Raw genomic sequence first — 19,579 nt, 5'->3', positions numbered from 1 at the left:
GGTATAGGTACTAGTCTTTCTTTTTAAGTTCATCCAATAACATCTCAAGATCTTCTACAGTCATTTCGTTTTTTTCTACCAGAAATGAAACGGCACTTTTGTAGGAGCCTTTAAAATAGTTTTTCACAAGACTTTTCATAGTTTTCCCTGAGTACTGTTCTTTTGAAACAAGCGGAAAATACTCATGCTGTCTTCCGTGTACACGATAGTCTACAAATTCTTTGTCTTTCAATACTTTTAAAATGGTAGAAACCGTATTGGTATGCGGTTTAGGGTCCGGAAAAAGATCAAGAACATCCTTTAGGAATCCTTTTTCTATTTTCCATAAATACTGCATTACCTGCTCCTCTGCTTTTGTTAAAGTCTGAATTTTCATATCCTGCTTATTTGTCAATTATCGTGATATAAGTCATCCAATTTTATATCACTAAGAAATTAGTTATACAAATGTAGAAATAAAAATGAACCAAACAACTATTTTTTTAGTGATAAACACAAGTAAAAACATAATCATTTGAAAATCAATAATATAAAATTAGTTAAAATATATTAAATTTTTAAAGGAGTGAAATCTTCATCTGCTTAATCCACAGAAAAAGATTCATTTCAAGCATAAATTCTTAAAACTTGTTAAATTTTATTAAATAAAATTAAAATGGATTTGTTTTAAACGGGAAATTATATTTATTTTAGTGCTTTAAAAATTTCTCATGAAAAGATATAATTTATTGATTGTACTATTACTGCTTATTTTTAACGTTACTACAGCACAAAAGAAGGGTTCTCCTGCTGCTGATCTCAGCATATTAAAGGATACAAAATCAAAAATTGAAGCTACCGTTCCATTGGTTATTCAGCATCTTCAGACGATCTCCACAAAAGAAGGGGATAATAATATTGTGAATAACGGGAAAATTGCTTTAGGTAAAGAATATGGTATTTTGGAATCTGAATGGTTTTTATACAGAAACAATATGAAAAACTGTATCCTGAATAATTCTTCTAAAAAAGCTAAGAAATGTATGGAATACCATAACAATATGCTAAGAGGTACAATGATCAACTACAACAATTATATTACCAACCTTACAAGAAAGAACGGATATCTAGGTGTAGAAGGTGATACTAAATTTGATTTCAAACCTGCTGATATTGCTACAAAATTGAGCGAAGCTTACTTCAATGCCAACGATGCTGCAGGAAGAATGAAGGCGGATCAGAAAAGAGACTTTTTGGGACAGACAATGTCTGATGACAACAAGCTTACTCCTTACGCTCAACTGGCACAATAATATCTAAAACATATTAAAAACATAAAAAAAAGAACTGCAATTGCAGTTCTTTTTTTATTTAAAAGCAAAAAATCTCCGCCGGAAAAAGCAGTTTTGTGGTACTAATCATAAAACCCTTGGGGAAAAAGTAGAAAATTAGGCAGAGATTTTTTTGCATACACTCTACAGATCAACTGTCCTACCCATGATCTGTAAGAGCTTTACAAAAATAGTACTATGGCCTCTTCTGTTAACAAAATGCCTGTAGAATTAAACGTGCACAACTGTAGAACTAATACTACTTTTAAGAAAAGAAGCTGAATGTTTCCCACTCCCGGCCTACAGCCAAAAATTACCCTTCGCTTTTGCGCCTATTTCCACCAATGATAGTAATTGTGCAACCCATCATACTCAAATCCACAACGCGGGTACAACGTATTTCCAATATCATTTGTTTTTTCTGTTTCAAGCATCAATCCGCATGCTCCTGTTTCTTCGCACCATTGTTTACTGCGGTCAATTAATGCTACAGAAAGACCTTTCCCTCTGTAATCCGGATGAACAAACAGATCGCTTAGCAGCCATTGCTTCTGTAGTTTGGTATAATGAAACAGCTTATAAAGCTGAACAAATCCTACAGCTCTTCCTTCAGCCATCACAAGAAAGATATCTGATTCACTGTTTAAAAACCGTTCTTTGAGAAAAGCTTTTCCTTTTTCAATATCTGATTCCTGTCTGTAAAAAACACGGTAAAGGTTGAATAATTCTGCCGTTTCATCAAGATCCTCAAGGCTAGCCTTTTTAATAATGTAATTCATAGTTATACTTATTTATTAACAGCACAAAAGTAGCCTTAAACAGGACCAGTCACATAATCCAGATTAATATTATACTAATAGTCCAGAAGATTCATTCTGAAGATAATACCGCATGTTTCGGATTTTCTTATTCTGAACAACTTCGGATTTTTGTAGTATAAAATAAAACCAATGACAGACATCATCCATAAAATCAAAAATTCAGATTGGCAGCACCTTACGGAAACAATGCATGAAAACGGATATGCAGTAATTTCTAATCTGCTATCAGAGGACGAATGCGAAATATTAAAATCAAACTATGACAATTCCGCTCTTTACCGAAAAACGGTTATCATGGCCAGACATCGTTTTGGCCTTGGTGAATATAAATATTTTGATTATCCGCTGCATGAAATTATTCAGACCATACGAACAGGTATTTATCCATATCTGGCTCCTATTGCCAACTCCTGGTTTAAAGCCCTACATATTGACACTCAATTTCCCTTAGATCATCAGGAATTTTTACAACAATGTCATACTAATGGCCAGCAAAAAGCTACTGTTTTAATTTTGAAATATAAAGAAGGCGGTTTTAATACTTTACACCAGGATTTATATGGTGATATGTATTTTCCTATCCAAATCGTATTAATGCTCAGCGAACCTGACAAAGACTTTACAGGTGGAGAGTTTGTACTCACTCAGCAAATCCCGAGGGCACAGTCAAAAGCTATTGTTTTAAAACCTAAAAAAGGAGATGTACTCATTTTCACTACTCAATTTAAGCCCGAAAAAGGAACCAAAGGATACTACAGAGTCAATATGAAGCATGGAATAAGTGAAGTTCAGACAGGAAACCGATATGCTTTGGGAATTATTTTCCATGATGCAACCAATTGATTATTAAATTTTACTCAAACATATACATCATGATTCAGCATTCTCAGATATCAACTGAAAACCTTAGAAGCAAAATCCATAACAGAGACATTCGTTTCGGGGGAAATATGAAACTGAAGATTTATGGATTGCTTGGTTGTAGTTCAGGAAAAAGAATGAAACTAGAAAACAGAATTTTCTTTAAGGATGAAAAAGAGGCATTACAAAACAATTACCGCCCCTGTGGACATTGTATGAAAGAAGCATATAAAAAATGGAAGGAGGGAATATTGATGTCAAGGTAATTCAAATTTCTTGCGAACTATACTTTGTCTGCAGTCAGTGAAAATAAAAAAGAGAAGCAATAGTATTGCTTCTCTCGTTTAGTAGCGGGAACCGGACTCGAACCGATGACCTTCGGGTTATGAGCCCGACGAGCTACCTACTGCTCCATCCCGCGGTGTATTTTTAGAGTGTTTACCGAAAACACTTACTTAGTAGCGGGAACCGGACTCGAACCGATGACCTTCGGGTTATGAGCCCGACGAGCTACCTACTGCTCCATCCCGCGATATTGGATTGCAAAGGTACGAATATTTTTCACAAATCCTAATTTTTCTTTTAAATAAAGGACTTTTATGAAAACTATTTTATTATTTGTATCTTTGTTTTATGGCAAAAATATTAAAAATTTATCCAGACAACCCACAGGAAAATCTTGTGAATGAGGTTATTAAAACATTAAATAATGGCGGGCTGATTATCTATCCTTCTGATACGATATATGCTTTAGGCTGTAATATTTTTGATATAAAAGCCATGGAAAAACTGGCTCAGCTCAAAAAAATGAAGCTTGAGAAGTCAAAATTCTCGATTATCTGTAATGATCTCAGCCATCTTTCCGACTTTACAAGACCTATTGACACCTCAGTTTTCAGATTTCTGAAAAGTCATCTTCCCGGACCATTTACTTTTATCCTTGAAGCGAACAAAAGTTTGCCTTTGGCTTATAAAGGTCATAAAACAATTGGTATCCGTGTTCCGGATCACCCGATTCCGCAGCTGATCGTTGAAAAATTAGGACACCCTATTGCTTCCACTTCCATTAAAGATGATGATGAAATCATTGAATATTCTACCGATCCGGAGCTGATCGCAGAGAAATATGACCATCTGGTAGATATTGTGATTGATTCTGGATATGGAGATAATGTGGCATCCACTATTGTAGACCTTACTTCCGGAGAACCGGAGATTATCCGTCAGGGAAAAGGAATTATTTAATTCAAAATATAAAGTTCAAGGTTTACGGTTATTTGGGTTATGGGAATTAATGGGAAATATTCTATAGGAATTTTACTCACTTTCGTGCTTTTGGTTGCAGCAATGCTTTATTCTTTCCCGGTTATCACTCTGATTACAGGAATAAGAGGAATTACTGCAGACAGCTTTTTTCTCAGTAGGATTGTGATCTGGATCGTTTTGATCATTATATTTCTGTACAATATATTAGTTGAAAAAGGTTCATTTTTACTAAAAAAAGAAACTCCGTATTCTATCCTGTTTTATAGTAAGGCTGTTTTGAGCTTATATTTTATCTGCATGATTGGTGGAACAATTCTGAATGCAATAATCCTTTTTTTTATCCCTGAAAAAATAAGTGATAAACTTCTTAACCTTGTACCTATTTTTAAAAATAATTATTTTTTAATTATTTTCATGTGCCTTACAGCTGCTATTGTAGAAGAGTTCCTGATGCGCGGTTATATACAGCCCAGGATTGAAAAAATCTATAATAATCCAGCTGCAGGAATTATTATTTCAGCCGTTTTATTTGGAATTCTGCACAGCACATACGGTACTATAGGCCAGGTTCTCGGACCTTTCTTTATTGGAATTGTTTTTGCCCTGTTTTATAAACGCTATTCAAATATTAAAATTCTGATCATCTGCCATTTTATGATTGATTTTATTTCTCTGATGGCTCTGAACTTTATGAATATTAAACATTTATCTGTATTTTAACATTATGAAAATTATAACATCTCCTGCAAAATTAATGAACGTGGAAAACTCAACAGACCTTTTGAAATCTTCTACTCCCAGATTCATTGAAGAAGCAGCATTTATACAGTCTTATTTAAAAGAAAAATCTCCAAAATATCTTTCCGAACTGATGGAAATATCACCCAAACTGGCTGATGAAAACTGGGAAAGAAATCAAAAATGGAAATCCAAACCTACTGCAAAGGAATCTGCTCCGGCCATGTTTGCTTTTACAGGAGAAGTGTATAGAGGACTGGATGCCAAAACTCTGGATAAAAATGCTGTAGACTACCTGCAGAAAAACTACAGAATGCTTTCCGGACTTTACGGCCTGCTGAAACCATCTGATAAAGTAATGCTTTACAGACTGGAAATGGGGCGTCCTTTTGAGTTTGAACAATACAAAAATCTGTATAGCTTCTGGAGAGAAAAGATTACAGAACAATTGAATTCTGAAATGAAAAAAGGAGAAATACTTCTTCATCTTGCCAGCAATGAATACGGGAAAGTAATCGATAGAAAAAAACTGAACCATAAAGTGATCGATTTTGATTTTTATGAATTAAAAGACGGAAAACTGAAAACTATTGTTGTGTACACCAAGCATGCAAGAGGTCTTGTGGTAAGATTCTGCGCTGAGACTAACGCCAAGACACTTGAAGATGTAAAAGCGTTCAACTATGAAGGTTACAGAATTGATGAAGAAAAGTCTACGGATACTAAACTGGTTTTTACAAGATAAATGACAATTTCAGCATTTAAAAAATATTTCAAAACAGAACTTTCCGGTCTTTATACTGAATCGGAAAGTGTCTTTTTATCTTCTCTATTCATCCATCAGATAGTAGGTTTCGATCATTTTCAGCAAAGAAGATTTTCTGAACAGGAACTTCTGACAGATGATGAAGAAAAACTTGGCCACCTGATTTCAGAACTCAAAACCGGAAGACCTTATCAGCAGATTCTTGGTGAAACTGAATTTTATGGCATGAAGTTCTTTGTAGATGAAAATGTACTGATTCCCCGCCCTGAAACGGAAGAGCTGCTTGAGATTGCCATCAGAGAGATTCAAAGTTTAAAGTTTAAGGTTCAAGGTTTAAAAATTCTGGATATCGGAACAGGAAGTGGCGTGATTCCTTTGGTTTTAAAGAAATATTTTCCTGGAGCTGAAGTCTCATCAGTAGATTTTTCTGAAAAAGCATTGAAGACCGCCCAAAGAAATGCAGATTATCATCAGCTGGAAATACACTTCATTCATGCTGATTATCTCAATTCTGAGCTGATGGAAAGCTATGATATCATTATTTCAAATCCTCCGTATATAGGCATTGAGGAAGAGATTGAAATTGCAGACTCTGTGAAAGAATTTGAGCCTAAAATGGCCCTTTTCTCTCCTACTGCCGATGCATTGATCTTTTACAAAAAAATAGCAGAAGATGCTAAAAGGTACCTGAATGAAAATGGACTTTTGTTCTTAGAAATCAATCAGAAATTAGGCCCGGAAACCCTGGAACTGTATCAATATTTTTCTAACGCTCAATTATTGAAGGATTTATCTGAAAATGACCGGTTTATTTATGGAAGGAAATAAGTAATTTTGCTTCCAGACCCCTAACCTATGAAAACTTTGATATGGAATGCCTTTATCGGTATTTTTCTGATTCTGCAACTAACCTCCTGCAAACGGCATCCTGAGGATGTTGTGAGTGAGTATTATAAGAAAGGAGAATTCAACGGTTCCGTTCTGATCGTAAAAAACGGCCGGGTTGTATGTGATACAGCTCTGGGATTCCGTAATATTGAAAAAGGGCTCCAATCTGATAAAGACACCTCTTTTTATATTGCTTCTCTCAGCAAATCTTTTACTGCTGCAGCTATTATGATTTTAGAGCAAAAAGGTCTGCTGAGGCTAGATGATAAGGCTTCTCAGTTCATTGAACTTCCTGAATATGCTAAAAAAATCACTATCAGACAGCTTTTGCATCATACATCGGGAATCAGAGACTATGAGAATTTATTTTCGAAAAAAGGATTGACTAATCAGGAAGTGATTGACTGGCTGTTTAGTCTTAAAAATCTTGATTTCGAGCCAGACAGCAGATTTAAATACAGCAACAGCGGATATATCATTCTTTCTCAGATTATTGAAAAGGTTTCTAGAAAATCTTATGGTGCTTTGATCAATGAACAGATTATCACCCCTTTGAAGATGCCCCATACTTATGTATATGAATCTTCTACAACTATTCAAAATAAAGCATTAGGGTATAATGAACAGAAGAAACCTGATGATTATTCAATCTTAACAACGGGGGACGGCGGAATCTATTCTACTCCCGGAGATCTGTATAAATTTGATCAGGCCTTACGGAATTATACCCTGATCAGTAAAGAAAATACTGCACTTATGTATACTCCTGCAGCACTATCCGGCGGCCAGATTTCAAACTACGGATTTGCCTGGTTTACAGAAAATGAAAAGGGTGGAAAAACTGCAATGCATACAGGGGGGCTGAATGGCTTCAAAGCTTTATTCTGGAGAGATCTGAAGCATAACAGCTGTGTTATAGCACTTACCAATCAGGGAGAAGCATTTCCTTTGGGTAACTTTTTAAATGACATCAAAAAAACAATTCAATAAAGAAAATGACTATTCAATCTCACGAAATTAATACGATAAAAATTGCAGAAGTTATTGCTGATGATATTATTATCCAATCTGCGCAAGACGGACTGGATCTCATGGGAAATGTTTATTATCAAGGTTTTGATAAAGTCATCCTTTATGAAAAAAACATCACTCCTGAATTCTTCGATTTAAAAACAAAAATAGCAGGTGAAATTCTTCAAAAATTCTCAAACTATCGTATTGCACTGGCTATTGTAGGAGATTTCGACAAATATGAAAGTAAGAGCCTGAAGGATTTCATTTTTGAAAGTAACAAAACAAAACACGTAAATTTTCTGAAATCGCTTGAAAATGCGTTAAACAATTTATCAAAATAAATTCTTTTTCAGATAATTACGTCCAAAAACATATCGCTTAGTGTATTTTTAACATGAATGTTTTTTTACAAAACAGCATGTTAAAAAAAAATACAGTGATTGAATGTTAAAAATAATCTGTTTATATTACCATATTCGCAAATAAAATAATTCAACAAGCATTGATTTAACCAATAAATAAAGTTAAATTAAAATTAATCTCATAAAACACACATAATAAGTAGATTATTCGTATATTTGCAAAAACACAAAGGATTATGATTATTACTATTCTAAAAGCTTATTATAAATAAGGCTACTTAAACTCAATTCTCTTTTTTGCTCTTTCAGATAAAGCATAGATGGTCTCTATGACACATGCTTGTTGTATCTGTTATGTTGGAACCTATAGTCTCCTCATACTATTCTATTAGTATAATTCATTGTTTGAATAAATTGTAGGGGTATTATTTCCAATATAAATTAAGCAGGCAGAAAAGTATTTTCATAAAACACAACACAAAAAAACATACAATACACAGATTAAAAATTATTAGAAACATCATGATTAAAAAATTATTTCTACCAATCGTTTTAGTAAGTTCTTCTTTTTATGCGCAGATAGGGATTAATACATCAATGCCAGACGAAAGCGCCATCCTGGATGTTTACAGTCAAAACAAAGGAATGCTGATACCAAGACTAACTACTGCAAAAAGAGATGCTATTTCCAATCCTGCCAACTCACTTCTTATTTATGATACTGATAAGAAATGTTTAAGCCAGAATATTGGAACACCTACCAAACCAGATTGGCTTTGTATCAGTAGTAATGCAGTAAAAATGTTTTATATGCCGAGTGTTTCTTTTGACACTTCCACCAATGCCAACGGCCGAACCAAAGATTTATATACACTCTATAAAACTCAGTTTGGTTCTCCAAAAGCGAAAAGTACCAGCGCTCCAGCCGCGATTCCTTTTTTCCCGTCAAGCAAAGATCTTTACTATTATGTGACTGATGCTGACCCTAATGTATTCAGTAATATTTCTATTTCTGATGATGGCGTAATGACATATGATGTAAAAGCTGCAGCCACAGACTGTTCTTTTATTAATATTGTTTTTGTTGTTAAATAACTGAGCGATGATAAAAAATACCTCAGTTTTACAATACAAAAGGCTTTTGTTTATTTTTTTATTATGCATTTTCTCTCAGAATAGTAAAGCACAGAATGAACAGGGAACCGGCTATCCTTATTTTGTAAACTTCACACAGGGATTACAGCCTCAGGAAGCCTATAAAGTAGCAACCAGTGGAGTCCAGAATGACGCCACTTTTACTACAGATGGATTACGGCTTACCCGAAGTGTAAATAATATTTCGGGAGGAGTGATACTTGCTGATAAAGTATTCAAAAGTGACCAGGGAATTAAATTCGAGTTTGAATTTGCCATTTATGGTGGAAATACCAACGGAGGAGATGGTATTTCTATATTCTTAGTTGACGGATCAATCCCTAAGGAACAGCTTAATCTCGGATATTTTGGTGGAGGATTAGGCTATAGCTTTGTACGTGGAGGTGAGTCTACAGAAGGACTTAGAGGAGCTTATCTTGGAATTGGTCTGGATGAATACGGAAATTTTAAAACCAGCTTTAACCAGGGTGAAAGAGTCAGAAATGGAATTTTTGGCGTAGGATTAGCCGATGGGCGAAGCAATGTTTCTTTAAGAGGTAAACGTGGAAACCAATACCTTTCTTCAGCTGAACCTGCAGGATACAATGGTTATCCATTGCTTTACAGTACAGCTACTAATGCATTACCTTCCAGCAATAACAGATCTGCTTATCTGGATACAGCAACCGGAAAATACATAGGTATTAAAAATACAACTCTTCAGCAATTCAGCATTGAAAGTGGGGGAACTACTTTTGCTCTCAATGAAAATGATGCAAGATTCCGTAAAGCATATGTTACATTAGTACCCAATCCGGCTGGTGGTTACAATATAACCCTGGAAATACAACACGGAACGGTAAAAGAAACAGTGATTGATAATTATTATTATCCAACCTCTCTGAAATATACAGAAACTACAATATCCAACAGTACGGTAAGAACTCTGGATACTTCAGCTCCTTCAACTTTCAGAATCGGATTTGCGGCTTCTACAGGAGCAGCAAAAAATATACATTTATTGAGAAACTTAGGAGTTACCAGACCTTATGCAGCTGAAGTAACAGATGATTTGTTTGCAGGATGCCCGGGGGTAAAGTCAATTTATTACCCCTTGCTTAATGATGCGGCTTATTCTTCAGCAAACGGTCAAAACCCGCCAACACTTTCCTACAATAACCTTGATTTTAATTCATTCCGTTTTTTGGATAACAATGGAGCTGTTATTCCGAATATAACTGGCGGTGTTTATACAAACAGTCAAGGGACATGGACTTACTTCCCAACTACCGGAGCACTTTCTTTCAAGCCTGCGATTGGATTCACCGGAGTTGCCCAGGTACAATATGATATTAAAGGCGGTGGTAGCAATGGTACTGAAGCTCCTTATAATAAGGAAGAATACAGGTCATTGCCCGCACTGGTACAGGTTAATATTTCAAATGCCAATAACTGCAGCAAAGCCTGCGTTGTTTCCAATAAAAATGTAACTCAGAAAATAACAAGATAATTTGTAATTTGATAAAAACCAGCTTTAAAAGCTGGTTTTTTTATTATGAATAGGATTTTTCAATAAAATACTGAACAGCATCTCTGATTGCTTTATCAACGGGTTGATATTGAATATCCAACTCTTCTACTGATTTCTGATTAGAATAATAATTACAAATCTGCAGGGCTTTCATATTCGATGTACTGAGGTTTGTTTTTAGATTTAATTTTCTCAGGCCATCACCTACCAGCCCCAGGAAATTCAACAGTCTGTTTGGAATGGCCACCATGATTGGATTCTGATCGGTAGCCCGGTTTACTTTCTTAAAAAATTCCTTATAGCTCAAGTTATCATTGGCTAAAAGATATTTTTCACCATTTCTGCCTTTTTCAATAGCATTTAATATTCCGTTGGCTGCATCTTCTGCATGTACAAAGTTCTTCCCTCCTTTCGGATAGAAAATCAGTTTCTTTTTCCAGGCCCAGAAGATAATTTTCCCTGAACTCGGTTTACTGTCATAGGCTCCAATCATAAATGTTGGATTAACAATAATAACGTCTGTATTTTTACGGTTCTTTAAAAGATAATCTTCAGCTTCCAGTTTACTTTGTGCATACAATGAATGGGTAAAAGGATAACGCTGCGGAGCTTTTTCACTTCCCCAAAAAGCCGTATTCCCATACCCTAAGGTGTTTGCCGTACTTACAAACAAAAACTTTTTTACATTCATTAATTCTGCATAAGTAAGCAGATTGACAGTGATGTCATAATTCACTTTTCTATATTCATCGTAGTGGATGAGATCCTGACGTGTTTCCGCAGCAATATGAATGATGCAGTCAACTTCTTTGAGTAATAATGAGAGATCGGATGAAAGATCTGCTTCCATCAGTTTCAGATTCTCGTTTTCTTCGCCCAGCCAGCTGCTTTTCTTGCGCACCAGAGCAATAACAGAATAACCATTTTGTAATAATTTAATAATAACATTAGTTCCCAGAAGCCCTGTTGCTCCTGTTACACATACTTTTTTCATGCTTCGATCTCTCTTTTTATAGCCTGGGTCATCAACGGAAGTTTGATCCATATGGGTAAAATTTTCATCATCAGCCAGCTGATTGGGTTCACCATAATTACGGAATCTTTTTTAAACAGCTGACGGATACAGTATGATGCTACTTTATCAGGATTTAAAAGTGTCAACCTTCCTATGAAACCCTGCTTTTCTATTCTTTTACAAACATCCGTATTTGTTTTCATAGCACCTGGATTCACAACGCTTACAAAGACATTGGTATCTTTCAACTCTTCATGCAGTCCTCTGGAAAATGAATGGATAAAGCTTTTGGAAGCAGGATATACGGTTTTAAAACCTATGGGAGAAAAGGCAGCCATACTGGATACATTTAAAATATAGGCTTTGGGCTGTTTCAAAAGATTGGGAAGCAGCTGATGGGTAATCAGAGAAGTTGCCGTTACATTGACCTGCAGAATGGTATTGATATAATGCGGAGATGCTTCTGTGAATTTTTTAGTTCCCCCAAGCCCCGCATTGTTAATCAGAATATAAATATCAAAAGAACGGTTAAGCCATTCTGTGAGCTTCATGACATTGTCATTAACAGAAAGATCTGTTTCATAGTAGTGAACTTTTACATCATACAACTCATGCAGTTCCTGAGAAAACTCTTTGAGCTTCTGATCCGGAAGGCTTACAAGAATAACATTGATCTTTTTCCTGGCCAGATTTTCAGCAAATGATTTACCCAGTCCCTGACTTGCTCCTGTGACTACAGCATATGATTCCTTGCTATCCATATTTTTAAATTTTATGGTACAAAGCTATCATGAAACACATCCTTAAATGTTCCGGATTATCTGAACGAACTGATTTTCGGGAAAGAAAGAGGAAATACGCAAAACACTATTAGTCAATATTATAATCCAATAAAAAAGTAAAACTTTATAAACCTGAACTTATTTTTTAAATTCAGAAGGGGTCTGCCCTGTTACCTTTTTAAACGTAGTATTAAATGAGGTCTTGGAATTGAATCCGGATTCGTATGCAATCCCCAGAATTGATAATTTACTGTCTGATTTCTTCAGAAGCTTTTGGGCATATTCTACTCTGAATTCATTCACATATTGGAAGAAATTCTTTCCAAAGCCTGTATTGATGACATAAGACAGATGATGGGTAGAAACAGACAGCATTTCAGCCAGCCGGATCAGATTAAGTTCACTGTCAAGATAGGGTTTCTGGGTTTCCATAAGTCCTTCAAGTGAGGTTTTAATCTTCATTAATTCTTCATCAGAGATTAGTTTTCTCTTTATTTCTTCTGAATCGGAATCTTCATTGATAGAGATCAGCTCTTCTCTCTGTTTTTCTTCTAAAGGATAGATTTCCCTTTGTTTCAAAGAGTAATATCCCACACAGTAAATAACAGATAAAAAGACAGCATTAATAAAGAAATTCAATGACTTGGGATCATAGAACAGATTGTATATCACGTAGATGATATTCACAATAAGAAGTACCAGAATGATATATTCAAGCCAATTCAGATTGATTCCTTCGGTATTGGAGGAAAACTGCTGGATCTTCCGCTGGTGCTTTCTGATGGTAATATAAGAAAGTCCGGTATAGAACAGTGCCTGAATCAGGATCAAAATGACACTCAGATATTCAAACGGTGCGGCATATCCCGATTTGATCAATATAAGACACAACAGAAAAGCCGCCGGAAGTAATAAAAACTTCAGATCAGTGATTTTAAAGGTAAAAGAAGGATTGGTAAAAAACAGCACACTAAAGTAAAAAACAATAGGTGTGAAAAACTGAATAAACCTTACCCAAAACAGGGAATGAAACTCAACCGTGGTACCTGTGATAAGAAACAAAACCTCATCCAGCCAAAAGGTAGACCACAGAAAAAGAAATATACCAAACCAGAAATTGGCTTTATGGTTTACTTTTAAAGGATTGGCGAGCTTCAGCAGAGAAAGCAAAACCAATGAACCATAGATAAGTATCACGATGAAACTGTTTAGCTCTGATGTGTTCATTGGTTTTGATATTTTAATTAAAAATAGTCTTTTATCCTATTCGTTTCCTTACAAAAATTTCATATCCCAGATAAATTAATGGAAGAGACATGATTCCTAAGAAAAGGATATTGCTCATGGCCAGCTGCGGATGCATTACAATAGAGTAAACGAGCCCGAAAAAAGCTCCTCCAAGGTGAGCGGCATGCCCCAGATTATCCCATTGTTTAGGATTCAGCATCATGTATACAGAATATCCGAAATATAAAGTTCCAAATAACCATCCCGGCAGGAAGTTGACACTGATCTCATTCGGTGCCATGGCTATAGAAGCAAAAATAATTCCTGAAACTGCCCCTGATGCTCCGATAGCAGAATACCAGGGCTGATTTTTATAAATCTGTAAACTGAATAAATTTCCTAAGATCATTGATCCGAAATAAAGAATCAAAAATCCTATTTCACCAAAGAAACTAATGACTACTCCCTGGAAAAAATACAGGGAAAGCATATTAAAAAATAAGTGCATAAAGTCCGCATGCAAAAACGCAGAGCTGATAAGCCTTATGTATTCTTTGCGGTTTGCAATGGCTCCAACATTGAATTTATATTTTTCAAATAATGCTGTATTGTTGAATCCCATGTAACTAAAAATACATGTGACCGCCATGATTATTAAAACAACTATATTCATCATATGTTTCTTATGTTATAATTAAACAGACATTTTATGGTCTATTCATTTTCGTTATTCCCATCACCTTGAAACAGATCCCCGATAACTCCTCCGTCTTCGTCTGCATCTCCTGTGGGTTCCGGCTCTTCATAGACTTCGGGTTCTTCTTCCACAGGTTCAGGAATGGTAATATTGATTGCTTTTACTTTAAACTTTGTAAACTGGTTTCCGATTGCCTTTATTCCTTTTACAGCAATAAATTCATCAATATTTATTGTTTCAGGTTCACGTTCTTTGCCTTTATCTTTCGCAAAAATAATTTCTGCCGTTACGTCATTGGCAACGATTACATTTTCAATGAATGATTTCGGGTGTTCAGAAGGCATGAAAGTCTGGAGATTTACCGTATTTTCCAGTAAGAATCTCTTGATGAAGTAAATATCTTTTTCTCCATCATAATAAATACAGGTAATAGGCTGTGCAGGTCTCCATTTTTCCAGCACCAGATATTCATCATCAAAACGGTTGCCAAGATCAAAAGACACCAGCTTTACTTCGCCGTTTGTATTAATGGTCAGAATTTTATCATCTCCTTTGAAGCTTCCCAGTAATGTTCCTCTTGCATCTGCGTTCAGTCTTCTTACGGTATCATCAAACCAGATCTTTCTAGGCGCCAGGGTAGAAACTCCTTCTTCCTTCATATCCACTTTCTTAACCGCATATTTTGTTACCAGGTTTCCTTTGGAATCACGTCCTTTGATGGCAAGTTCGGAGAAATTGATCTCCATTTTGTTCTTTCTGATTCTTGGATTTGGTTTTAAAAGCACTGTTACTGTTTCTGCTTCACCATTAGGGTTTGCTGAAAAATAGAGTGTTTCCGAACCTTTTTTATCTGAAGCTAACGGATAATCTGTATTTCTTGTCACTCCGGTTACAGAGAAACGTTTCATATAATATGGTCCTTCTCTTCCCTCTCGGTAGATCATATTATACACTGTTCTTTTATCGTTTTTCTTCCATATGGCAACGTGCAGGATATCCTTTCCAACAAATGTTTTTGCCTCTACTTTTACCACTTTCATGCTTCCGTCTTTTCTGAAAATGATAATATCATCAATATCAGAGCAGTCAAACAGATACTGGTCTTTCTTCAGGGAAGTTCCGATAAAGCCTTCTTCAAAATTAGCATAGAACTTTTCATTAGCTACCGCTACTTTTGTAGCATCAATGGTATCAAAAATTCTAAGTTCTGTCTTTCTCTGTTTGTCTTTACCGTACTTTTTCTGAATATTTAAATAATAATCTATAGCATAAGCGATCAGGTTCGCCAGGTGGTATTTTACCTGTTCTATTTTACCTTCCAGCGATGCAATATTTTCTTTAAATTTATCTAAATCGAATCTTGAAATTCTCTTGATTCTGATTTCGGTCAGTTTTAAGATATCCTCTTCAGTAATGGCTCTTAAAAGATGTTTGGTATGAGGTTTTAATCCTGCATCAATGGTCTTTAATACATCTTCCCAGGTTTTTACCTCTTCGATATCGTGATAGATTCTGTTTTCAATAAAAATTCTTTCCAGTGAAGAGAAATGCCAGCTTTCCTGAAGTTCGTGAAGTTCAATTTCAAGTTCCTTCTTCAATAATGATACGGTATGGTCCGTATTCATTTTCAGAATATCGGAAACATTCATGAACATAGGTTTGTCACCTACAATCACACAGGCATTCGGAGAGATTGTCACCTGGCAGTCTGTGAATGCATACAGAGCATCAATGGTCTTATCCGGAGAAACATCATTATGAATATGAATCAGGATTTCTACTTTGTCTGAAGTATTATCCTCAATCTTTTTAATTTTGATCTTCCCTTTCTCATTGGCTTTTAATATAGAATCAATAAGATCGGTTGTGGTTTTCGAGTAAGGAAGTTCGGAAATCACCAATGTGTGCTTATCTGTTTGCGTAATTTTGGCTCTGGCCCTTACTTTTCCACCTCTGTGGCCGTCATTATATTCTGAAACATCCAGATAACCGGCTGTTAAAAAGTCCGGATACAGCTCAAACCTCTTCCCTTTCAGATAAGCTACCGATGCATTGATAAGCTCATTGAAGTTATGCGGAAGTATTTTTGTAGAAAGTCCTACTCCAATACCTTCTACTCCCTGTGCTAGAAGCAAAGGAAACTTTACCGGCAGGTCGATAGGTTCATTATTTCTTCCGTCGTAAGACTTGGTCCATTCTGTAGTTTTAGGATTAAAGACTACTTCCAGCGCAAAAGGAGTCAGTCTTGCTTCAATATACCTTGCCGCCGCTGCAGAGTCTCCTGTATAAATATTACCCCAGTTTCCCTGAGTATCTATCAGTAGCTCTTTCTGTCCTACCTGCACCATAGCATCCGTAATGGAAGCATCTCCGTGTGGGTGGTATTTCATGGTATTACCCACAATGTTAGCCACTTTATTGTAACGGCCATCTTCCAGTTCCCGCATAGAGTGCATAATTCTTCGCTGAACGGGTTTTAAACCGTCATACACCGAAGGGATAGCTCTGTCCAAAATTACATAGGAAGCATAATCCAGAAACCAGTCTTTATACAGACCGGAAACCTTCTTTAAACTTTCACCCTCATGCGAATATTCTTCTGTCGTCATCTGTTTTTTTGTCTTTTTTCTCTTTATTAGCTTTTACTACTTTATTCAGAGAGAGTTTTAAATCGTTTACTTCTTTTCTGTTCAAATAAGAGATCTGATATTTCAGTATCGTAGATCCGTTATTCTTACTTGAAACGGTGATGTATAATCTTTTGATAAATAAAATACTGACTACATCATATTTTATCAGCTTATATTTTGGAAATTCATCGTGAAGAGGCTTGTCTAAAAAAGGAATAATATTCCTGTTTTTAAAGTTCAGAGCTTCTCCGTCGCTGTCATATTCAAAAATCTGCCGCCCACAAATATAAAAGCTAATCAGCATCATAATAGGAACAATAATCAATAAATAACTTTCATCTTCCAGCGCATTAAATCTATATTTATTAGCTATAAATGCAATTATCCCAAGCACCATTATCATAAGAAGTAGGGTGCTTAAAAAGTTATAAACTGATGCTTTATTACGGTTACTTAGTCTCATTATTATTTTTTTTGGCTGTGTAAGTTTTATAATTTCCTACTTCATCCAAAATTGTGTTTTTTTCAGTCTTAGTTAATAGTTTCTACAAATAGTTTTTTTAAGTTTCTAATTTTCTATTTCATTCAGAATTTCTTTTTTAGCAATATCAGTATCATCTTCCACAACAAGGTTTTCAAGAATGAAAGTTTGTCTGTCCGGAGTATTTTTTCCCATATAAAACTCCAGAAGCTGTTCAATGGTTTGGTCTTTCCCTAGTACCACAGGTTCCAATCTGATATCCTGACCTATAAAATGCTTGAATTCATCCGGAGAAATTTCTCCCAATCCTTTAAATCGTGTGATTTCAGGATTCTTTCCCAGATCATTCAATGCTTTTACTCTTTCGGCTTCTGAATAGCAGTATCTTGTTTCTTTCTTGTTTCTTACTCTGAATAAAGGAGTTTGAAGAATATAAAGGTGTCCGTTTTTAATCAGATCCGGGAAGAATTGCAGGAAGAAAGTAATCATCAGCAAACGAATGTGCATTCCATCAACATCGGCATCGGTAGCAATAATCACTTGGTTGTATCTCAGGTCTTCCAGGCTTTCTTCAATATTTAAAGCAGCCTGAAGAAGGTTAAATTCTTCATTTTCATATACTACCTTCTTAGTAAGACCATAGCAGTTCAATGGTTTACCTTTCAGTGAGAATACTGCTTGTGTTTCCACATCTCTGGATTTTGTGATAGATCCTGATGCAGAATCTCCCTCGGTAATGAAGATCTGAGTATCTCCTTTTCTTTCGGCTTTCTGATCGTTATAATGCTGTCTGCAGTCACGAAGTTTTTTGTTGTGAAGAGAAACTTTTTTAGCTCTTTCTCTAGCCAGTTTCTGAATTCCGGAAAGTTCTTTTCTTTCTCTCTCGGAAATCAATATTTTTCTTTGGATGGCTTCTGCAATTTCCGGGTTCTTGTGTAAGAAATTATCCAGTTTGCTTTTCAGGAAATCAATGATGAATGTTCTTACGGTAGGCCCGTTCGGTCCCATATCATTAGATCCTAATTTTGTTTTGGTCTGAGATTCAAAAACGGGTTCTTCTACATTGATGGAAATCGCAGCAATGATAGACTTTCTGATATCAGAAGCTTCAAAACTTTTATTAAAAAACTCACGGATTGTCTTCACATAAGCTTCACGAAATGCATTAAGATGGGTTCCCCCCTGTGTTGTATTTTGTCCATTTACGAATGAAAAGTAGGTTTCCATCTGAGATTTGTCAGTATGGGTGATTGCCACTTCAATATCATCATCCTTCAAATGAACAATAGGATAAAGTGTCTCACTTTCCAGTTCTTCTTCAAGGAGATCTTTAAGACCGTTTTCAGAGAAATAGGTTTCTCCGTTGAAAAGAATTTTAAGCCCTGGATTCAGGTATGCATAATTCCGAAGCATTCTTTCGATATACTCTTTTCTGTATTTGAAATGCAGGAATATATCACCATCCGGAATGAAAGAAATTTCAGTACCATTTCTGTCAGAGGTCTCCTTTTCTTCAAAGTTCTCTTTGATAAGCCCTTGAGAGAATTCTGCAGCTTTCATTTTACCGTCACGGAAAGAACGTACTCTAAAATACTCAGAAAGTGCATTTACCGCTTTGGTACCGACCCCATTTAATCCTACAGATTTTTTGAACGCCTTACTGTCGTATTTACCTCCGGTATTCATTTTGGAAACAGCATCTACTACTTTCCCCAATGGGATTCCACGTCCAAAGTCACGAACTGTAACTTTTCCGTCATCTACTTTTATTTCGATTCTTTTACCTGATCTCATCCTGAACTCATCAATGGAGTTATCCAGGATTTCTTTAAGCAGAATATAAATACCGTCATCAGCGGAAGACCCGTCACCAAGCTTCCCGATGTACATGCCGGGACGCAGACGGATATGTTCCTGCCAATCGAGGGTTCTGATATTATCTTCTGAATAGGTTGGATTTATTTCTTGTGACATATATGATTTCAGCAAACATACAAAAGTACAAAATTGTATAAAATTATCCGAATTTTTCAATTTGTTTTTTAAAGATTTTCCC

The 19,579-nt window shown here is 35.6% G+C and carries 20 protein-coding genes and 2 tRNA genes; 11 read left to right on the top strand and 11 right to left on the bottom strand.

Annotated features, from left to right (window positions below):
* Positions 1-10: 10 nt before the first annotated feature.
* Positions 11-376, bottom strand: coding sequence for a BlaI/MecI/CopY family transcriptional regulator (locus OL225_RS06765; protein WP_047374233.1), 366 nt, complete (start codon positions 374-376; stop codon positions 11-13).
* 334 nt (positions 377-710) lie between these two features.
* Between OL225_RS06765 and OL225_RS06760 the strand changes: the two genes are divergently transcribed.
* Positions 711-1,292, top strand: a complete 582-nt coding sequence (locus OL225_RS06760) for a hypothetical protein (protein ID WP_264517737.1) — start codon at positions 711-713, stop codon at positions 1,290-1,292.
* Positions 1,293-1,642: 350 nt separating this feature from the next.
* Here OL225_RS06760 and OL225_RS06755 read toward each other — a convergent pair whose 3' ends face one another.
* Positions 1,643-2,089, bottom strand: a complete 447-nt coding sequence (locus OL225_RS06755; RefSeq protein ID WP_264517736.1) for a GNAT family N-acetyltransferase — start codon at positions 2,087-2,089, stop codon at positions 1,643-1,645.
* Between the two features lie 171 nt (positions 2,090-2,260).
* On the opposite strand from OL225_RS06755, the gene OL225_RS06750 reads away from it, so the two are divergent.
* Together OL225_RS06750 and OL225_RS06745 are read left to right on the top strand one after the other, a co-directional pair.
* The gene (locus tag OL225_RS06750; protein WP_264517735.1) at positions 2,261-2,974 is read left to right on the top strand and encodes a 2OG-Fe(II) oxygenase; all 714 of its coding nucleotides are present in this window, start codon (positions 2,261-2,263) and stop codon (positions 2,972-2,974) included.
* Between the two features lie 29 nt (positions 2,975-3,003).
* The gene (locus tag OL225_RS06745) at positions 3,004-3,258 is read left to right on the top strand and encodes an Ada metal-binding domain-containing protein (protein WP_047374224.1); all 255 of its coding nucleotides are present in this window, start codon (positions 3,004-3,006) and stop codon (positions 3,256-3,258) included.
* Between the two features lie 82 nt (positions 3,259-3,340).
* Here the strand turns inward: OL225_RS06745 and OL225_RS06740 are convergent.
* Positions 3,341-3,413: transfer RNA gene (locus OL225_RS06740), tRNA-Met, on the bottom strand.
* Positions 3,414-3,451: 38 nt separating this feature from the next.
* Positions 3,452-3,524 (bottom strand) — tRNA-Met (locus OL225_RS06735).
* A 101-nt stretch (positions 3,525-3,625) separates the two neighbouring features.
* On the opposite strand from OL225_RS06735, the gene OL225_RS06730 reads away from it, so the two are divergent.
* The 8 genes from OL225_RS06730 (at position 3,626) to OL225_RS06695 (ending at position 10,670) form a co-directional block, all read left to right on the top strand.
* The gene (locus OL225_RS06730) at positions 3,626-4,237 is read left to right on the top strand and encodes an L-threonylcarbamoyladenylate synthase (protein WP_034696488.1); all 612 of its coding nucleotides are present in this window, start codon (positions 3,626-3,628) and stop codon (positions 4,235-4,237) included.
* Positions 4,238-4,276: 39 nt separating this feature from the next.
* Positions 4,277-4,978, top strand: coding sequence for a CPBP family intramembrane glutamic endopeptidase (locus OL225_RS06725; RefSeq protein WP_264517734.1), 702 nt, complete (start codon positions 4,277-4,279; stop codon positions 4,976-4,978).
* A gap of 4 nt (positions 4,979-4,982) precedes the next feature.
* Positions 4,983-5,741 (top strand): peroxide stress protein YaaA, encoded by a 759-nt coding sequence (gene yaaA / locus OL225_RS06720; RefSeq protein WP_264517733.1) that lies wholly within the window; start codon positions 4,983-4,985, stop codon positions 5,739-5,741.
* Complete coding sequence (gene prmC, locus OL225_RS06715; RefSeq protein ID WP_264517732.1) at positions 5,742-6,590, top strand: peptide chain release factor N(5)-glutamine methyltransferase; 849 nt, start codon at positions 5,742-5,744, stop codon at positions 6,588-6,590. It abuts the gene before it with no gap.
* A 27-nt stretch (positions 6,591-6,617) separates the two neighbouring features.
* Positions 6,618-7,640, top strand: a complete 1,023-nt coding sequence (locus OL225_RS06710; protein WP_264517731.1) for a serine hydrolase domain-containing protein — start codon at positions 6,618-6,620, stop codon at positions 7,638-7,640.
* Positions 7,641-7,645: 5 nt separating this feature from the next.
* Positions 7,646-8,005 carry a DUF4180 domain-containing protein gene (locus OL225_RS06705; protein ID WP_047377456.1) on the top strand — a complete coding sequence of 120 codons (360 nt, stop codon included), beginning with the start codon at positions 7,646-7,648 and terminating at the stop codon, positions 8,003-8,005.
* A gap of 543 nt (positions 8,006-8,548) precedes the next feature.
* Entirely contained in the window at positions 8,549-9,121 is a 573-nt protein-coding gene (locus OL225_RS06700) for a hypothetical protein (protein ID WP_047377457.1), read from the top strand.
* A 7-nt stretch (positions 9,122-9,128) separates the two neighbouring features.
* Positions 9,129-10,670, top strand: coding sequence for a lectin-like domain-containing protein (locus OL225_RS06695; RefSeq protein ID WP_264517730.1), 1,542 nt, complete (start codon positions 9,129-9,131; stop codon positions 10,668-10,670).
* Positions 10,671-10,713: 43 nt separating this feature from the next.
* On the opposite strand, the gene OL225_RS06690 is transcribed toward OL225_RS06695, so the two are convergent.
* The 7 genes from OL225_RS06690 to OL225_RS06660 form a co-directional block, all read right to left on the bottom strand.
* Entirely contained in the window at positions 10,714-11,685 is a 972-nt protein-coding gene (locus tag OL225_RS06690) for an NAD-dependent epimerase/dehydratase family protein (protein ID WP_264517729.1), read from the bottom strand.
* Positions 11,682-12,467, bottom strand: a complete 786-nt coding sequence (locus OL225_RS06685; protein WP_264517728.1) for an SDR family NAD(P)-dependent oxidoreductase — start codon at positions 12,465-12,467, stop codon at positions 11,682-11,684. The genes OL225_RS06690 and OL225_RS06685 overlap by 4 nt, the downstream gene beginning before the upstream one ends.
* Positions 12,468-12,626: 159 nt before the next feature.
* Complete coding sequence (locus OL225_RS06680; protein WP_047377461.1) at positions 12,627-13,715, bottom strand: helix-turn-helix domain-containing protein; 1,089 nt, start codon at positions 13,713-13,715, stop codon at positions 12,627-12,629.
* 31 nt (positions 13,716-13,746) lie between these two features.
* Positions 13,747-14,388: a rhomboid family intramembrane serine protease gene (locus OL225_RS06675; RefSeq protein ID WP_264518688.1), complete on the bottom strand. Its 642-nt coding sequence runs from the start codon at positions 14,386-14,388 to the stop codon at positions 13,747-13,749.
* Between the two features lie 41 nt (positions 14,389-14,429).
* Positions 14,430-17,021 carry a DNA gyrase/topoisomerase IV subunit A gene (locus OL225_RS06670; protein ID WP_264517727.1) on the bottom strand — a complete coding sequence of 864 codons (2,592 nt, stop codon included), beginning with the start codon at positions 17,019-17,021 and terminating at the stop codon, positions 14,430-14,432.
* Complete coding sequence (locus tag OL225_RS06665) at positions 16,996-17,505, bottom strand: hypothetical protein (RefSeq protein WP_047377464.1); 510 nt, start codon at positions 17,503-17,505, stop codon at positions 16,996-16,998. Before OL225_RS06665 ends, OL225_RS06670 begins: the two co-directional genes overlap by 26 nt.
* 105 nt (positions 17,506-17,610) lie before the next feature.
* Positions 17,611-19,497, bottom strand: coding sequence for a DNA topoisomerase IV subunit B (locus tag OL225_RS06660; RefSeq protein ID WP_264517726.1), 1,887 nt, complete (start codon positions 19,495-19,497; stop codon positions 17,611-17,613).
* Positions 19,498-19,579: the final 82 nt, after the last annotated feature.

Source organism: Chryseobacterium viscerum, from assembly GCF_025949665.1.
Lineage (GTDB): Bacteria > Bacteroidota > Bacteroidia > Flavobacteriales > Weeksellaceae > Chryseobacterium > Chryseobacterium viscerum_A.
Note: the sequence above shows the minus strand (reverse complement) of the source record. Positions and strands in the feature narration are given on the sequence as shown.

Excerpts from the sequence above, each read along its gene's own strand:
- OL225_RS06765 (WP_047374233.1), bottom strand. The coding sequence starts at position 376 with ATGAAAATTCAGACTTTAACAAAAGCAGAGGAGCAGGTAATGCAGTAT.
- OL225_RS06760 (WP_264517737.1), top strand. The coding sequence starts at position 711 with ATGAAAAGATATAATTTATTGATTGTACTATTACTGCTTATTTTTAAC.
- OL225_RS06755 (WP_264517736.1), bottom strand. The coding sequence starts at position 2,089 with ATGAATTACATTATTAAAAAGGCTAGCCTTGAGGATCTTGATGAAACG.
- OL225_RS06750 (WP_264517735.1), top strand. The coding sequence starts at position 2,261 with ATGACAGACATCATCCATAAAATCAAAAATTCAGATTGGCAGCACCTT.
- OL225_RS06745 (WP_047374224.1), top strand. The coding sequence starts at position 3,004 with ATGATTCAGCATTCTCAGATATCAACTGAAAACCTTAGAAGCAAAATC.
- OL225_RS06730 (WP_034696488.1), top strand. The coding sequence starts at position 3,626 with ATGGCAAAAATATTAAAAATTTATCCAGACAACCCACAGGAAAATCTT.
- OL225_RS06725 (WP_264517734.1), top strand. The coding sequence starts at position 4,277 with ATGGGAATTAATGGGAAATATTCTATAGGAATTTTACTCACTTTCGTG.
- yaaA (WP_264517733.1), top strand. The coding sequence starts at position 4,983 with ATGAAAATTATAACATCTCCTGCAAAATTAATGAACGTGGAAAACTCA.
- prmC (WP_264517732.1), top strand. The coding sequence starts at position 5,742 with ATGACAATTTCAGCATTTAAAAAATATTTCAAAACAGAACTTTCCGGT.
- OL225_RS06710 (WP_264517731.1), top strand. The coding sequence starts at position 6,618 with ATGAAAACTTTGATATGGAATGCCTTTATCGGTATTTTTCTGATTCTG.
- OL225_RS06705 (WP_047377456.1), top strand. The coding sequence starts at position 7,646 with ATGACTATTCAATCTCACGAAATTAATACGATAAAAATTGCAGAAGTT.
- OL225_RS06700 (WP_047377457.1), top strand. The coding sequence starts at position 8,549 with ATGATTAAAAAATTATTTCTACCAATCGTTTTAGTAAGTTCTTCTTTT.
- OL225_RS06695 (WP_264517730.1), top strand. The coding sequence starts at position 9,129 with ATGATAAAAAATACCTCAGTTTTACAATACAAAAGGCTTTTGTTTATT.
- OL225_RS06690 (WP_264517729.1), bottom strand. The coding sequence starts at position 11,685 with ATGAAAAAAGTATGTGTAACAGGAGCAACAGGGCTTCTGGGAACTAAT.
- OL225_RS06685 (WP_264517728.1), bottom strand. The coding sequence starts at position 12,467 with ATGGATAGCAAGGAATCATATGCTGTAGTCACAGGAGCAAGTCAGGGA.
- OL225_RS06680 (WP_047377461.1), bottom strand. The coding sequence starts at position 13,715 with ATGAACACATCAGAGCTAAACAGTTTCATCGTGATACTTATCTATGGT.
- OL225_RS06675 (WP_264518688.1), bottom strand. The coding sequence starts at position 14,388 with ATGAATATAGTTGTTTTAATAATCATGGCGGTCACATGTATTTTTAGT.
- OL225_RS06670 (WP_264517727.1), bottom strand. The coding sequence starts at position 17,021 with ATGACGACAGAAGAATATTCGCATGAGGGTGAAAGTTTAAAGAAGGTT.
- OL225_RS06665 (WP_047377464.1), bottom strand. The coding sequence starts at position 17,505 with ATGAGACTAAGTAACCGTAATAAAGCATCAGTTTATAACTTTTTAAGC.
- OL225_RS06660 (WP_264517726.1), bottom strand. The coding sequence starts at position 19,497 with ATGTCACAAGAAATAAATCCAACCTATTCAGAAGATAATATCAGAACC.